Annotated in this window: 13 protein-coding genes; 6 read left to right on the forward strand and 7 right to left on the reverse strand. The window is 45.6% G+C overall.

Annotated features, from left to right (window positions below; all coding sequences use genetic code 11):
* Window positions 1–142: 142 nt before the first annotated feature.
* Window positions 143–979 carry a phytanoyl-CoA dioxygenase family protein gene (locus A8990_RS10125; RefSeq protein WP_181909497.1) on the reverse strand — a complete coding sequence of 279 codons (837 nt, stop codon included), beginning with the start codon at window positions 977–979 and terminating at the stop codon, window positions 143–145.
* Between the two features lie 143 nt (window positions 980–1,122).
* On the opposite strand from A8990_RS10125, the gene A8990_RS10130 reads away from it, so the two are divergent.
* Window positions 1,123–1,977, forward strand: a complete 855-nt coding sequence (locus tag A8990_RS10130) for an AraC family transcriptional regulator (protein ID WP_116188906.1) — start codon at window positions 1,123–1,125, stop codon at window positions 1,975–1,977.
* A 221-nt stretch (window positions 1,978–2,198) separates the two neighbouring features.
* On the opposite strand, the gene A8990_RS10135 is transcribed toward A8990_RS10130, so the two are convergent.
* The 3 genes from A8990_RS10135 to A8990_RS10145 form a co-directional block, all read right to left on the reverse strand.
* On the reverse strand, window positions 2,199–3,008 hold the full coding sequence (locus A8990_RS10135) for an EcsC family protein (protein ID WP_116188971.1): 810 nt from the start codon (window positions 3,006–3,008) through the stop codon (window positions 2,199–2,201).
* A 284-nt stretch (window positions 3,009–3,292) separates the two neighbouring features.
* Window positions 3,293–4,174 carry an EamA family transporter gene (locus tag A8990_RS10140; protein ID WP_116188907.1) on the reverse strand — a complete coding sequence of 294 codons (882 nt, stop codon included), beginning with the start codon at window positions 4,172–4,174 and terminating at the stop codon, window positions 3,293–3,295.
* A gap of 30 nt (window positions 4,175–4,204) precedes the next feature.
* Window positions 4,205–5,188: an SLAC1 anion channel family protein gene (locus A8990_RS10145; RefSeq protein ID WP_116188908.1), complete on the reverse strand. Its 984-nt coding sequence runs from the start codon at window positions 5,186–5,188 to the stop codon at window positions 4,205–4,207.
* A gap of 296 nt (window positions 5,189–5,484) precedes the next feature.
* Here A8990_RS10145 and A8990_RS10150 point away from each other — a divergent pair, with 296 nt between their 5' ends.
* Both A8990_RS10150 and A8990_RS10155 read left to right on the forward strand, forming a co-directional pair.
* Window positions 5,485–6,249: a pirin family protein gene (locus tag A8990_RS10150; RefSeq protein ID WP_116188909.1), complete on the forward strand. Its 765-nt coding sequence runs from the start codon at window positions 5,485–5,487 to the stop codon at window positions 6,247–6,249.
* 31 nt (window positions 6,250–6,280) lie between these two features.
* Complete coding sequence (locus A8990_RS10155; RefSeq protein ID WP_116188910.1) at window positions 6,281–7,132, forward strand: S-layer homology domain-containing protein; 852 nt, start codon at window positions 6,281–6,283, stop codon at window positions 7,130–7,132.
* Window positions 7,133–7,210: 78 nt separating this feature from the next.
* Here A8990_RS10155 and A8990_RS31500 read toward each other — a convergent pair whose 3' ends face one another.
* Complete coding sequence (locus A8990_RS31500; protein WP_181909498.1) at window positions 7,211–7,378, reverse strand: hypothetical protein; 168 nt, start codon at window positions 7,376–7,378, stop codon at window positions 7,211–7,213.
* Window positions 7,379–7,516: 138 nt separating this feature from the next.
* Between A8990_RS31500 and A8990_RS10160 the strand changes: the two genes are divergently transcribed.
* The 3 genes from A8990_RS10160 (at window position 7,517) to A8990_RS10170 (ending at window position 11,706) form a co-directional block, all read left to right on the forward strand.
* Window positions 7,517–8,482 (forward strand): SLAC1 anion channel family protein, encoded by a 966-nt coding sequence (locus A8990_RS10160; protein ID WP_116188911.1) that lies wholly within the window; start codon window positions 7,517–7,519, stop codon window positions 8,480–8,482.
* A 447-nt stretch (window positions 8,483–8,929) separates the two neighbouring features.
* Window positions 8,930–10,489: a spore germination protein gene (locus tag A8990_RS10165; RefSeq protein WP_116188912.1), complete on the forward strand. Its 1,560-nt coding sequence runs from the start codon at window positions 8,930–8,932 to the stop codon at window positions 10,487–10,489.
* The gene (locus tag A8990_RS10170; protein WP_181909499.1) at window positions 10,489–11,706 is read left to right on the forward strand and encodes a Ger(x)C family spore germination protein; all 1,218 of its coding nucleotides are present in this window, start codon (window positions 10,489–10,491) and stop codon (window positions 11,704–11,706) included. Before A8990_RS10165 ends, A8990_RS10170 begins: the two co-directional genes overlap by 1 nt.
* 10 nt (window positions 11,707–11,716) lie before the next feature.
* On the opposite strand, the gene A8990_RS10175 is transcribed toward A8990_RS10170, so the two are convergent.
* Entirely contained in the window at window positions 11,717–12,811 is a 1,095-nt protein-coding gene (locus A8990_RS10175; protein WP_116188914.1) for a GerAB/ArcD/ProY family transporter, read from the reverse strand.
* A 167-nt stretch (window positions 12,812–12,978) separates the two neighbouring features.
* Window positions 12,979–14,982, reverse strand: coding sequence for a methyl-accepting chemotaxis protein (locus A8990_RS10180; RefSeq protein WP_116188915.1), 2,004 nt, complete (start codon window positions 14,980–14,982; stop codon window positions 12,979–12,981).
* Window positions 14,983–15,046 lie beyond the last annotated feature (64 nt).

Genomic DNA, 15,046 nt, shown 5'->3' on the forward strand with positions numbered 1-15,046 from the left:
ATAAAACGCTTACAAGTCATTAGATGACTCCATTATAGATATAATCTTCAAGATGTAAAATACACAGAAAGTCATATTAAATGGCTTTCATTCTATGCAGGAACAGTAAAAAGCCCGAAGCTAAGCGCTTCGGGTTCCTTGTCTATCGATGATAAACGACTGGAAACATCTCCCCTTGGATAAGGTCGCCATCCTTGCCGCCTGCGGCCACAAACTGCTGAATTTCCTTGTAATCGTCGTTGTATCCCGCCCGATATCGAGTCTCTCCGGTTACATAGTGAAGTGCGGATGAACGGCGAACCCGGTCCGAGACATTCGGCCCGCTGCCATGCAGCGTCAAACTATGGTGGAAGCTTATCTGTCCCGCTTTCATGATAATCGGCACCGGACTGCCGGTGTTGCCTTTTACCGTAATCATATTCGTTAATTGCTTGTTAAGGTCCTGTTCATAGAAGTCGCTATACTGCAGCACTCCCCATTGATGGCTGCCCGGCACCATCTGCATGCATCCGTTAGCCTCATCAACGTCGTCATACGCGACCCACGCCGTAATTAAGGTCTCGGGATTCTGGAAGCAGGGCCAATAATGGTAATCCTGATGCCAGCCGACATTCGAGGCACCGCCTCCTGAGTTTGCAGGCTTTAGCAGCAGCTGATCTTCCCAGAAGCGGATCGTGTCCGTTTCATGCAAAGCAGCGGCAATCTTGCCGATTAGCGGATTGTAAGCCAGAGCGCGGATCGTCAAATCCGACCAATGCGCATTGTCTGTCTTGCGAAGCGAGTTCGGGCGTGCAGTCTCATAACTCCAAGCCGACGAAGGCGGCATGCCTGTCTCGAATTCATGCCGATAAACCTTCTCCATCCGGTCGCGAAGCTTCTCGAGCCACTCGTCGCTAATGATTTTCGGCGAGATCCAGTATCCGTTCTCCTTAAAAAAAGCGATATCCTCAGGCGCAGGCATCCCATTGGCATATGGCATTTCAATCTTCTCCCCTTCATGCAAGGTTGACATCTCCGAGATAAGTATGGCACCTGGGAGGAACTCTCGTCTTTATCGGGAAGTATTATATTTAACTTTTTGTCTGGTTATTTCAATAAACAGAACTGGAGGCATAACGATTCATGCTACCGATCAGTCCGTTTGTACGATTCGCAATACGAGTGCCCCTAGAGCCGGGTGAGCGTCACGGACCTCGGTACTGCTATGTCCCATCGATCTATTTGATTGAATTCGGCTCTGCCACTATCGTATATGAGGATGGACACGAAGTCTCCTTGCGCACCGGTTCTCTTCTTTACATAAACGCAGGCATCAAACATACCTGGATTGTCGATAAAAGCGAACCTTGCACATTCCGATGCGTGTTCTTTGATTGGTTTTACAGTCCGAAGCCAGCTTTAAAGCTGTCCGGCGACTACCTTGGCGATCGCCTCGATGAAGGCATGTTAGATGAAACACTTGATCTTGGTTTGATCGAATGTCTTACGATACCTTCCCTTTCAACTTGGCGGAGATGGTTTGAAGCGGTGGATACCGATTATCACGTGCTTCTGGGAGATGACCAGCTTCGTTCGCTTTCGATTAATGGGAATTTCAATTTGCTGCTGCACCAGCTGCTACTGCTAGTGGAACGCCAGAACGATCGGAGGGATCCGCGGATTGCCAAATTGATGTCAGCGATGGAGCAAAGCGCCGCTGGAGAATATCAGGATATCAGCGGTTGGGCCGAGAAGCTTAATTTAAGCCGCAGTCATTTCCATGCCCTGTTTCGCAGTCAGACCGGTCTGACGCCGAAGAAGTACTGGAACCAATGCCGGATTCAGAAAGCGCAGCATGAGCTTCTTCTCAGCAACGATTCTGTCACGGACATCGCGGAACGATACGGCTATTCCTCGGTGCATGTATTCACCAAGTCGTTTCATCGGTCGACGGGCATGACGCCGACGGCTTACCGCCGGCAGGGAAGGCTTCATTAGCTGTATTTTAGTAATAAGGCAAGCGCTTTATTGAAATACTCTTTATTGAACATAAAGCTGGAGGTGAGCATAATGAGCACGAAAGCGAAACAGGAGAAAAACACTCCGAAGAGCAGCCCGTCACGATCTCACAACCCGAACGATCAAGGAAAACCGAATATGCAGAAATAATCGAGTCAGCTAGACCCGGTCACATGACCGGGTCTTTCATCTGAAGAGCGTTACGCTTCAGCTTCCAACTTCTCGATAATTCTGCGTTTCCGATACATCATTTTGCCCGTTTCAGCGACGTCCTGAAGGGTAGAACGGTTCAAATAAGCGCCGAACAACATGCCTGCGATCGGAATCATCTGAAACATCTTCTTCCATCCGAAGTTGTCCCTGTACGTCAGCATGACCTCGCGCCAGCCCTGCAGCTGAGAGATGACCTGCCCGCTTCTCTCCCCCATATGGAAAACGGCAAGATCTTCAAGAATCGCTTTCTTTCCGACGATGTCGGAGGAGGAAAACTGCAGACACTTGACGATAAAAACTCGTTCCGCTTGCTCGGTTGGGTCATAGCCGTAGCTTAATGCGATATCCTGCAGCGCTTTAAGCGAAATGCCAAGCAGGAGCGGTATATCGATAGCGAGTGTGAACAATCCGCCGAATCCCGTTGTTGCACCTTGCGCCGCTGCCATCTTACTGCTTGAAGCGATAATGCTGCCCGCCATTTCATCCATTCTGCTGAGGGGAAGCTCCCCGATCCGGTTTAGGCCCGCTGCTTCATCCCGCTCATCATGCGGGAAAAATTTGCGGTACATCTGCTCCTTGTTGACTAAATACCGTCCGCCGCTCTGGATGTAGCTCCCGAGCTCATCAAGCGCGGTCCCTATTTTGTCTTGGAGAAACTTCGGGGTGATCCGGTCCAGCATGGCAAAGGGCAGCCTGCCGAGTTTTTCCCAGAAGAAGAGTCCCTTCTGATCTAGCTCCCATTGTTGGATTTGTTTCAATTCCGACCTTAAATAATCTGCTGTATCTGTGTTCGTCATCATGGAAAGAGCTCCTCGTTTGAATGTTACCATTAGACTTTTATACTGAATTATTACCGTATCGTTTCATAAATGGTGTGGGAAGAGGTCTCTTTTGTAAATGAGGCCAGCATCAGCTAGCCCAAGCCCGGAACCTCCGGTATGCACCGAACGCGGTGCAGTGGAACGGGCAGAATTTGTTGCTGCAAAGGCCGTGGCTCCAGTAGCTAGCATTAAAGTTGCAATAGATGCCGTCAGGATTACTTTTTTCATATTATATTTCTCCCTTTGTCCTGATTGTTGTGTCATGGCCTTTTCCATAATTCACTAATCAGAATTCCCAATATAATCATTACAACCCCTAACCACCGAAGAATGGTAACGTGATCATCCAGAATCCACCATGCTGTTACTACAGTAACGGGAAGCTCGGCGGAACCCAAGATCCCAGCCAGTCGTCCCCCAATCCGAGGAATCGCGATCATCATGAAGAGTATGGGAATGAGCTGCCCAATAATAGCAATCAGAATTCCCCACCCGAACAGCCCCTGCCCTAGAACCCCAGAGGTCAAATAAGTGGGAGGGTAAATCGGAAGTAACGTGATCGCTGACACCGTTAATGTGAATGCTGCTTTCCATAAAGGAGTAGCGGACCGATCGATAAACTCCGGTACATATAAACTGATGGCGAAGCAAAGGGCTGCTGCCATACCGAGGAACAGTCCCTTTAAATTTAACTGAGTAGCATGTGCATCCAGTAGTCCAACGGATAGAACGGTTCCCGCCAAGATCGCGGCCATGCCCAGCCATTTTTCCAAGCTAGGGAACTGCCTTCGAACAACGATATCGATAAGCATAATGATCCAGGTGAACTGGAATAAAAGGACGATGCTAAAGGAAACCGACAAATATTTGAGCGATTGAAAGTAAAATACCATGGCCAATGCGCCTGATACACCCGTTACAATTAGTAAAATCCAACTTTTTGTCCCTTTAGGTAAACGCTGAGATTTCCTACTAGGCAGCAGGATTAACCAAACCAGTAAAACGGCGAATCCATACTGGGAATTTGTCAGATCTTCGATGGAATAACCATGTTGATATAAGAAATCCACTAACGTAGCCGTCAGCCCTAAACCACTTGCGGCTAAGATCATTAGAAGCATATACCAAACTGACTTATGCATTGTGCAGCCGCCTCTTTCAAATCTTAATCATTAACCTCTAAGCAGTTTCCCGTTGAACAGGATGATCAACGTACGAAGAAACAGTACTACCAACACGACAGTTAATAAAGCCAGGATGATCGCTGCAACAGCTTTCAATGGCCACCCATCTACAAACAGAGCATACTTCAAGGACGCATTGCTCAGAGCTGCCATCGGAAAGCTGACCGCCCACCATGAAGCTCCAAACGGAATCGTTTTTTTGAACACTTTGAAGAATAGAATGACGAACAAGAATAATCCGAAATAGAACAGTATTGAAGCGAAATTGTCAATGCGCTGCATGAAATTCGTATAGCCGAGAAACCCCACTTCGAACGGGGCAATTAAAATGATTAAAGAAGGCGTAAGTCCAGCGGGCAACGGATCATGGTGAACTAATCTATACACGATCAGCGTGAAGAATACCAACGCTACAACCCCGCCGATGGCAAGACATAACAGATTGAGTTCATGTGCCCAAGGAAAGGGCATCGTGCCTCCAGCAACTGCAACGTCAATCGTGGCAACACCGGGAATCAACCAAGCGGGAACGGCATTTCCTTGGTCCTGCTTGCCTTTCAACAATCGAGTCACAATAACGTAACTTAACATCAAGGTCGTTACCGTACCGATGATCCAGACTGTTTGTCCCAACAGCTTGCTGTAGGGTGCAACAACAGAAGAAAGCAGAAGAACCGCAATGGTGATCGTGCCGAAGAAGTTCCCCGCGATAGGATGCATGAACTCCGCTTTGACTTTCTCGGGATAGTGAATCCATTTGGATACATAAGCAATTGTTAATACGATAAACATCATGATGGCAACCATACCAATACCTTCAGCAATTATCGGAGAACTGCCGAACAAATGGCTCGACTGTTTCCACGCTAATGACAACCCCGATATCCCCATTACGGAACCAAATAAGTTTACGGGCAAAAATTGCAAGGAACCAATACTTCTTCTCTGCTGTACGACAGCTGCTGTCTCCATCGTTCCCACCACTCTCTTTCGTGATATGTTTATTTAACTAGTTGTATGGTTAACCTGTCATTCATATTAATTTTGTTTTTGCCCTTTGTCAATACTCCTCTTATAAACAACTAAAAACCAACCCTTCACAAGGGATGGTTTTGTTTTCTCTCATAGATAATACGCATCATTATCATAGAGACAAACAGATTGATCGGTCTCATCGCCCTCACCTATACTAACGGAGTGTTCCGAGGCAGTGCAGTTCAGACACGAGATAATTTAAAAATTTATTAAAGGGAAAGGGTGAATACCAATTGAAGATTACTGTCTACGAAGCCCATGAACAAGGGATTGGACAATTTGACAACGGAAAAATTATCGAACAAAAGCCGATCGCATTTTCTCATGAGCCAACTGCTGTCAAAAGGATAGGCCCACTGTTTTACTGGGCGTGGGGATACGCTGAAAAGGGTGGTATTGTTCCCCTCCATCCCCATCAAGGGTTTGAAATCATGTCCTATGTCTTGAATGGAAACCTAGCGCACAAAGATACGCTCGGTACAAAAAGCACTGTCGGCCCTGGAGGGATCCAACTGATGCAAACGGGATCTGGGATGTATCATGAGGAAGAATCGTTCGGGGACGATGTGGAAGGATTTCAGATCTGGTTTGAACCTAATCTTCGAGAAACCATGCGACTGTCCCCTTCTTATCAGCAATTTGAAAATCAAGATTTCCCGGTAACGAAAACCGACGGGAATACCGTTAAAACCATCATCGGTCACGACTCGCCGGTCACGTTAATGACTGACGTTAAGATGTGGGATCTAAAACAAGCTCCAAGCTCCTCGTATCGTTATCAAATTCCATCTGGGTATAGTTTGGCCATTCTGGTTATCCGCGGAGACGGGGTCATTATTGATTCGCATACCGTGGTTGCCATTGACCATAAAGACTTTGTCGTCATTGATGCAGAATCGAGGTCAGAGGTCATTTTTCATTCCGGAGGAGAAGGCATGCAAACCATCATCATTGAAGTGCCGACGATTCCAAATTATTCGCTCTACCCGAAAGGCTAAGGTTGTCCAATAAGATTAGGGAGATGATGATATGATTAACAAAAAAGTCATTAGTTCAATAGCAATTACCTCTTTATTTTTCGGCGCTTCATGCGTGTTCGCAGCATCCGGAGACAATGCCGGACCCATTAAAGGAGTAAAACATCAAATTAATGATTCGGGACAGGATGTAAATATTTCGAGCGGACTTATCGGAGAGAAATACGAGGTTAACGATTCAGGACAAGTCGTAAATACTGCCGGAGGCGTTAAACCGATCTTAAATGACATTTCGGGCAATGAGGCAGAAGAAACCATCCGAGATCTGATCGCAAAAGGAATTGTTCATGGCGATAACCATAACCAATTTAACCCTGATAAAATGATTAAACGCGAAGAATTGGCCACTATGGTTGCCACAATGTTCGATTTGCAGCATGTAGGAACCGTCCAAGACTTTGATGATGTTCCAATGAACCGTTGGTCTTATCCATCCATAGAAGCGGCAAAAAACATCTTTGCTACCCTAGAACCCAATAGCGACACGAACTTTCACCCCACTGCAGGAATCAAACGAGAAGAAGCTACTGAAGTCATTATAATGGCCGTGATGAGTAAAAATCCGAACGTGAAATTGCAGGATGCGGATGCAGCGGATCAATTTCTGCGCAGTAAAATATCGGATACGAATGCTATTTCTATTTCATTCCGCCCCTACATTGCCACTGCCATGAAGAATAATTTGATCGAGGCAAGCGACAAGGGTTACTTTTTACCCCAGGACATGCTGAGCCGTGCACAAGCGGCGACGTTCCTTGACCGCTTGTTTACGAACGGACTTATGAGCGATGATCATTCTGCAAGTGATTCATCGGAAGCCGATGCTTCAACAGGCAGCAACTAAATCGCAATAAAAGATCGTCTCCACCGAAACGCCTCATAGAGGCGTTTTCTTTTTATATGGAGGTACCTCTCCTTTCGATCACGAGTTTTCTCTGCGCAGCCAAGTATGAACAATATCAACTCGGCCGCATCCTTCGCAGCTAGTCTGGGCGAATACTTCCCCGGGACTCGGGCCAATATCAATAACCGCCTCAATAACTTGAATGGTTTCTTCCTTGCATGAATCGCATTCTGCTTTTACTTTCATGTTCTTATCTCCATGTTTTAATTAATGTCAATGGCTGCTTATCATCGTTACCATCGCATCCATACTTTATTCTTTGCATACTCGCAGGACAGTTGTCAAACGATAATGATAATTTAATGAATGTAGAGGCGGGTTAGTATGGAAGGCAAAGATAAAGAAAGCACGCTACAGTATTTGCCGGTGAACCTGTTCGGTTCGGTAATGGGGCTGTCAGGATTAGCGCTTGCTTGGAGAGAATCGCATCACATGTTCGGTACTTACCTGTTTATCAGTGATGCAATCGGTTGTTTAGCCATCCTTGTTTTCATTGTGTTAGGAATAACCTATCTATCCAAATTGGTTCTCTTCCCAAAGATAGTCAAAGCAGAATTTCATAATCCCATTGCAGGGAACTTCTTTGGCACGATTACGATTGCCATACTGCTGCTTTCATCCGTAATTAGCGCTTACAGCCAGGCGATGCAACAGGTTGTATGGACAATTGGCGTTATTTTGACGTTACTCATTGCCTGTATCATTATTCGACGTCTGCTTAACGTAAAGCAAGATTTCAAACATGCCGTACCTGCCTGGCTCATTCCAGGGGTCGGCACGCTTGATGTCGTCGTAGCTGGCGGTACGATGCCGCTTACTTGGGCTAGGGAAGTGAACCTATTATGTTTCGGGATTGGCAGTATCCTTGCCCTTGTATTCTTTACGTTGATATTCTCCCGCTTGATGCATCATGACGCTATGCCCGATAAATTGACTCCTTCCCTCATTATTCTGATCGCCCCCTTCGAGGTCGGTTTTCTATCGTATGTAAACTTTACCCAGAGGATCGATGCATTTGCTTCTATCCTGTTCTACTTTGGCCTCTTTATGTTCGTCGTCCTCTTCAGCAAAGTGTTCAAGCGAGGGTTGCCTTTCGGTGCATCGTGGTGGGCGGTAAGCTTCCCAATGGCTGCGCTAAGCAATGCTGCATTTCTATATGCGGATTTCGTAAATAATTGGCCGTTGAAATCCATTGCAGGCCTTATTCTACTCCTGCTGACCTTAGTAATAGCAACGCTTTTCATAAGAACGTTCATTTACTTAACCAAAGGCCAGCTTCTAAAGCCTTGATACGTTATACCCGCCAAATTATAGGAAAACCTAGCTCCCGCTAGGTTTTCCCCTCCATATTCACAGTTAACCAAGCTCGTTCTTAATGTTGTGTACTTCAAGAACAGCTCGACCTCTTTTGTGTTTTTATATCCGCTTGTCTTCAACACATCCATAAATTTCTTCAGCTGACCGGCGTCACTCCCCGAATGTGACTGTGAAGAAAATCAAGCATGCGAGGGAGCGCATCCTGGTATTTGTACAGCAATTCGTACGCGTTGAATAGCTTCTCCGACTTGCTCCGGGTATCAACCGCTTCCGCTCGGAGGGATTTTCCCAATCATAATCATAGATCTTATCAATCTTAATGCCGGACGCAACGATGGAATATTTACGCATTTAATTCAATCGAGCGGGAATAATAATTCCGATTATTTCCGGCATTTCTTGGGAGGGTGTTTTACGTCAATGACACTATTTTATAGGAAGCGCAATAAACGCAAACTCCACCAGACTTCCCTCGTCTCTTCAACCTTACCATCCGAACCGAATAATCTTGGCACTTCGCTTTCCGATAATATTACTCACCTGAAAAATAAATTCAAAAACTGCAGCGAAGTCGTTTTTAGAGATATAACTTTCGGAACGGAACAACAAAATCAAGCGCAAATGATCTGGATGGACGGACTGGTTGAAAGAGAGCAGCTTGAAAATGAAATCCTGAACTCCTTGATACAACGATCAGATATTAAACTTCATCCAGAGTCCGATCCCAAATCATTTCTTGAAGATATGAAAACCAGGGTACTCAAAGCTACTCAAGTCAAAGAACTGCTCACAATGAGCGATGTTGTTGAAGGTATTCTAACAGGCGATACCATTCTTGTTTTTGATCAGACTCCTATAGCTTTATCCATAAGTACCAAAGGCGGACCTGTGCGTGCTATTTCCGAACCGCAAACGGAAGCGGTAGTCCGCGGCCCTAGGCAGGGCTTCACGGAAAGCTTAAGAACCAATACAACGCTTGTTCGCCGAATCATCAAAACAACAGATCTGAAAACTGAAATATTCACGATAGGGAAATTCACAAAAACAGCTGTCGTCGTGGCCTATATCGATGGAATAGCAAGCCTAGACGTACTGGAAGAGGTCAGGGAGCGATTATCGCAGATCGAAGTCGACACCATTCTAGATAGTGCTTATATTGAAGAGTTGATCGAAGATCACTCCTATACATTGTTTCCTCAAATCGCTCATACGGAAAGACCGGACAAAGCTGCAGCCGAGCTTGCCGAGGGAAAGGTTATTCTGTTTGTGGATGGCTCCCCGTTTGTATTGATCGTTCCCACGACCTTCTTTCGTTTTTTTCAATCCAGCGAAGACTATTACGAGCGATTCCCAATGGCTTTCGCGGTTAGATCGATCCGCTTTCTTTTTATCGTGATCGCTCTCTTATTACCATCCGTCTATATTGCGGTTATTACGTACCATCACGAAATGTTACCTGCCCAATTGCTTATTAGTATTGCAGGTTCTCATGAGGGCGTGCCGTTTCCAACCTTGCTTGAGGCGTTATTAATGGAAATTACGTTTGAGGCGCTGCGCGAAGCCGGCATTCGTCTCCCCAAACAGGTAGGACAAGCTGTAAGTATTGTAGGGGCGCTCGTTATAGGGGAAGCTGCCGTTCAGGCAGGAATCGTATCGACGGCCATGGTCATCGTAGTAGCGCTCACAGCCATTGCCTCTTTTACTATACCTGCGTTTAATGTTGGCATTAGTATTCGCATATTGCGGTTCCCCTTGATGATATTGGGGGCCGTCCTTGGATTGTACGGAATTATGCTTGGTTTATTAGCTCTGCTGGTTCATCTTTGTTCGCTCCGTTCATTCGGGGTTCCCTACTTCGCGCCCCTTGCACCTTTCCGCTGGAGAAGCATGAAGGATCTATTCGTAAGGGCACCTATATGGTCGATGAATCGGGCATCCTTAAGAAAACCAGACGAAGGATCCCAGAGAGGAGCAAATTAATGTTTCCAGGTAAAGCAATCAGAATAAGTCTGGTCTTCTTGTGCCTCTTTACGACCTCAGGCTGCTGGGATCGACAAGAAGTTGATAAGCTTGCCATTGTTACTGGACTGGGGATTGATTTGATTTCTGGTCCTGAGCCCTACCTCATTACAGCTCAAGTGGTCAGCCCCGCTTCTCAAACCAATATTCAAGAATCCAGTAAACCGTTTGTCACAACATTGGCTCACGGGAAAACCATTTCGGAGGCCATCCACAATTTCTCCAAAGAATCCCCTAGAAAAATGTTTTTCGCTCATAATAACATCGTTGTAATGAGTGAGAAGCTTGCTCGAAGCGGAATTCAAGATTTCTTGGACTTCTTGGATCGAAGCCCGCAATTTCGGAGAAACGCTTGGCTTATCGTAACGCCTCGAACAGCAAAGGAAGTTCTGCAGACGCAATGCGATATACAGAAATATGCAGCTATCGGCCTCAAAGAAATGATCTATGAACGCTACCATCCGTTCTCCAATAAAATGCAGAGAAAAGACACAATGAGCAGGCTAGAAGGACTTTCCTCCGCCGCTTTAGCATTAAAGATCGATATCAAGAACACAGATAGAATCGAACAGCAAAAATTAGAGGAAGCAGGAAATCCGGTTCACAATTCAAGTCAACAAGCCAGCCAAGAGAAAGATCAGCTGCAAATAAGCGGTTTTTCTATATTGAATAAATATAAATTTGCGGGTTATTTGAACGATTTCGAAACGCAAGGCCTGCTTTGGTTCCTTGGCCAACACAAAGGATATCCGATTAGACTCCCATGCCCGACTTCTGAACAGAAGTATGTTGTTTTTCTTCTAAATCAAAAGTCGAAGCACTTTAAACCAGTCATGGACCAAGAACCTCTCCAAATGATAGTCAAGGTTAGCAATAATGCGACGATGGCCGAGAACAATTGTTCGGAGCTAAGTTTGTTTAACGCTAAAGATAAAGAAAATCTTGAGAAGAAACTCAACGAAGCGGTGAAGCAACAAATGATGGTTTCCCTTGAGAAAGTGCAGCGTTCCGAATCCGATGTCTTGCACTTTGCAGATGCTTTTTACCGAAAGAATCCAGCACAGTGGAAGAAAATCAGAGATGGCTATGGAAAGAAGTTCTCCGAGACAAAAGTTACCATTACGGTGAAATCCGAGATACGACTGAGCGGTATGACATCTGAAGGTCTAAAGCGATAAGCTCTGATTATTATCGTCTATTCCTGCGCATTACTCCTAGCAACCACAGCAGGGTCGGAATGCCAAGAATCAGAATCGGCAATGTGAACATTTCTGTAAAATACTTGGGATAAAAGTAATCCGATTCCATAATGTTCCTTGGCAATAGCGCAAGGATAAATACAATCGGTACATTGACCCATAAAACATGCTTCCAGTTTTTCAGCTTCAGAAACTGTCCCATTCCATAACTGGCAGCAAAAAAGATAACGGAGATTCGAATAAATACACTGGCAAGCCAGGCAACAACGAAAACCACATCGACATTTTGGATAAAATCAACAACCGATATGACGCGCACAAGTTCGAAGTAGGGGTACCACATCTTGGCTGGCATAAAAGGTCCGAAGGTTGTAATAACGAAGACAACCGTAATGGTAACTAACAGACTTGCTGTAGCCGTTCCTGCGACTGCAGCTTTTCTCGCAGAATCAGGATTCGGCGTAAATTTGAACAACATAATAAGGATCACATTTTGCCCGATGATTGCTGCAGGTGCAAGCGCCCCTTCTAGAATAGGTATAGGCGGTATATCCTTGAACACCGGTAATATGAATTCCGTACGCCAATTATTCAGGCTTAACAGTAACGTCAGGATAACGATGAAGATGATGACCGGCCCGATAATCTCAGCACACCTTCCGATCACTTCGATCCCTTGGCTAACCGCATACACGACAACCGCTAAAATTCCGAGGATAATGACCCAAGAAGGCGTACGCGGCATAATTAAATTCATACGATTCGTTAACTCCCGCATGATTACGCCTGTTACCGAATACCACTGTACAAAATAAATCAACACTACAAGCCTGCCGAGCCATTTGCCTAAAATCACTTGCGAGTATTCGATGAAAGATTGTTTCGGGTATAGCTGACTTAACTTTGAAGCCGCAAATACCGCATACGCGCAAATAAAACCGCAGATAATCACGGAGATCCATGCATTCTTATTCGCGATTCCGATTGACTGCCCAATTGTTAATAATAGCGCAACTCCAACAGCCATCGTTGTCATGATCCAGAATATTTGATTAGCGGATAACTGTGTCTTTACAGGCCTCACAAGGTAGACTCCTCTTTTTGTTATCTATCCATTATCGGCGAGATTCGGAGCAAATATAACCTCGCTTCACGTAAGGTGAGTGTTATTCCTGTCTGATAAACTGAACCTCCTGCTCGTAATGAAGCATTCTTCATCCTGATCCGTTAAGAGTTGAGTAAAGGGCTTCTTTAGAGTCTAAAATAATCGATCATCCGTTGCAAATCTGCCGCAAGAGATCGAAGAGATTTAGAGGAACGCCCGACTTCTTCCAGCATAGTCAGCTGCTCGCGGACGGAATCTCGCATCGTTTCCGAGTTGCTTCTGGACATAACGGCAGTATGCGCAACCTCCTCCATGGATGCTGAAACTTGTTCCGTACCGGCTGAGATTTCCTCGGAAACCGCGGATACCTCTTGAATCTGGCTCAGCACATCTTTCACCGATCCGAGGATGACATTCATACTTGCCCCTGTAGATTCCATGAGATAAACTCCTTTTCCTGCTTCGCGGACCCCTTGCCCCATGGATTCTGCGGTTTCGCCAGTAATTTCGAGAACTTGATACATGATGTCTGCGATTTGTATGGAAGATTGCTTCGACTGTTCGGACAATTTCTTAATCTCGCCTGCAACAACGGCAAAGCCGCTCCCTTGCTCGCCAATACGTGCCGCTTCAATAGCTGCATTTAACGAAAGCAGCTGGGTTTGCGTTGAAATTCCGGTGATAATCGCAAGAACCGTTTCAACCTCCTGAGCAAACCCCTCTAAGCGCCGAATCAATGCCGCGGATTGATCCACCTGGTTCGAAATGACCTGCATTTGATGTATCGCCTCGTTAATAGTATGGGAGCCCTTCGTCAGCTCCTCCGAAGCCATATAAGCTAATCCGGAAACGGAAGCAGAAGAATCCGCGATTCTGATAATTCCGGATGCCATTTCTGCCATGGCTAACGATGTTTCTTTCGCGCTCTCCGCCTGTATGGTTGTCCCGGATGATACATCCTGGATAATTCGGTTCATATTGCTGCTAACACCGATCGATTGCAGCACCGATTGCTCCATCTGATTGGAAGAAACCTGGACTTCGCCGGATGCTGCTTGTATTTGTCCGATCATTTCCCTTAGCTTCATGATCATACTATTTACGGACAAAGCAAGGCGGCCAATCTCTCCCTTTCTGACCTTCATATCGAATGAACGCCTAAGATTCCCCCGGGCTACATCGTCCATAATCGAAGTCAAATAGACTAGCGGCTTGACAATTTTTCGGACAACGAAGAAAGAAGCAACTATTATGCATATCGCAGCCAATAGCAGGTAATACCAGGTGGCCTGAATCGTTTCAATAATCTTCCCGTAAACCTCCGATTTGGGAGCAGTCACGACAACACGCCAATTCATGTCCGGAACCTGGTGAAAGGCAGCGATTCTTTCAACTCCTTCCGTATCCACGAACTCAATCCATCCACTTTTCTGGTCGAGGACCGTTTTTTTATACAGCTCCAAGGTTTGAGGATTCGCCGCTTGCCCGATATTTTGGCTGATCAGCTTATGGATGTTATGCGTAATGAATTGTCCGCTGCTAGAAATCAAGTAACCAAAACCGGTGTCGGCAATCCTCACGCCTGCCATCTTATCCTGTAAAAACCCTTGATTGATTAAAGCAAGCATTGCCCCCTTAAACTCGCCTTGCTGATTAAGCTTCGGAGCAGCGATCACGATGGAATCTTCGTTTGTTACCCTGCTTTTCAGTAATTCGGATACGACAGTCTTCTTCGTCCTTTTCAACTCTTTGAAAAAGGGGCGATCCGATATATCAATTTCGACCCCATCTTGGTCGAAAGCACGACCATCCTCGTTGGCAAAGAAATATAATTCCACCTCTTTATTGGTGTCTTTAAGCAGCTTTAACGTAGGCAAGAACGCCTCCTTGTTAAAACTGCCAAGCTCTGGCCGCAGACGAATAGCCTCCTCAAGGACAGATGCTTCCTTATGTATAAAATCTCCCATATTTTGGGCTGCTTCCTGCGCTGCGTTCAGTTCTACGCTTCGAATGGAAGCTGTTGTCGAATCCGCAAATTTAGAAAGCTGATACAACGACATGAGCATCAGCGGAACTAAAGACAGCATTAAACAAGTAAAGATAATCTTGGTCATTAAGGAGGAAAATACGTTCTGCTTGAATACGTTCATTGTCAAATCTCCTCTTGTTTTTTTCAGGCACGTTCTCTTACAGTTATTTAAATAACTAGATATA

The organism is Paenibacillus taihuensis, from assembly GCF_003386535.1.
Lineage (GTDB): Bacteria > Bacillota > Bacilli > Paenibacillales > Paenibacillaceae > Paenibacillus_Z > Paenibacillus_Z taihuensis.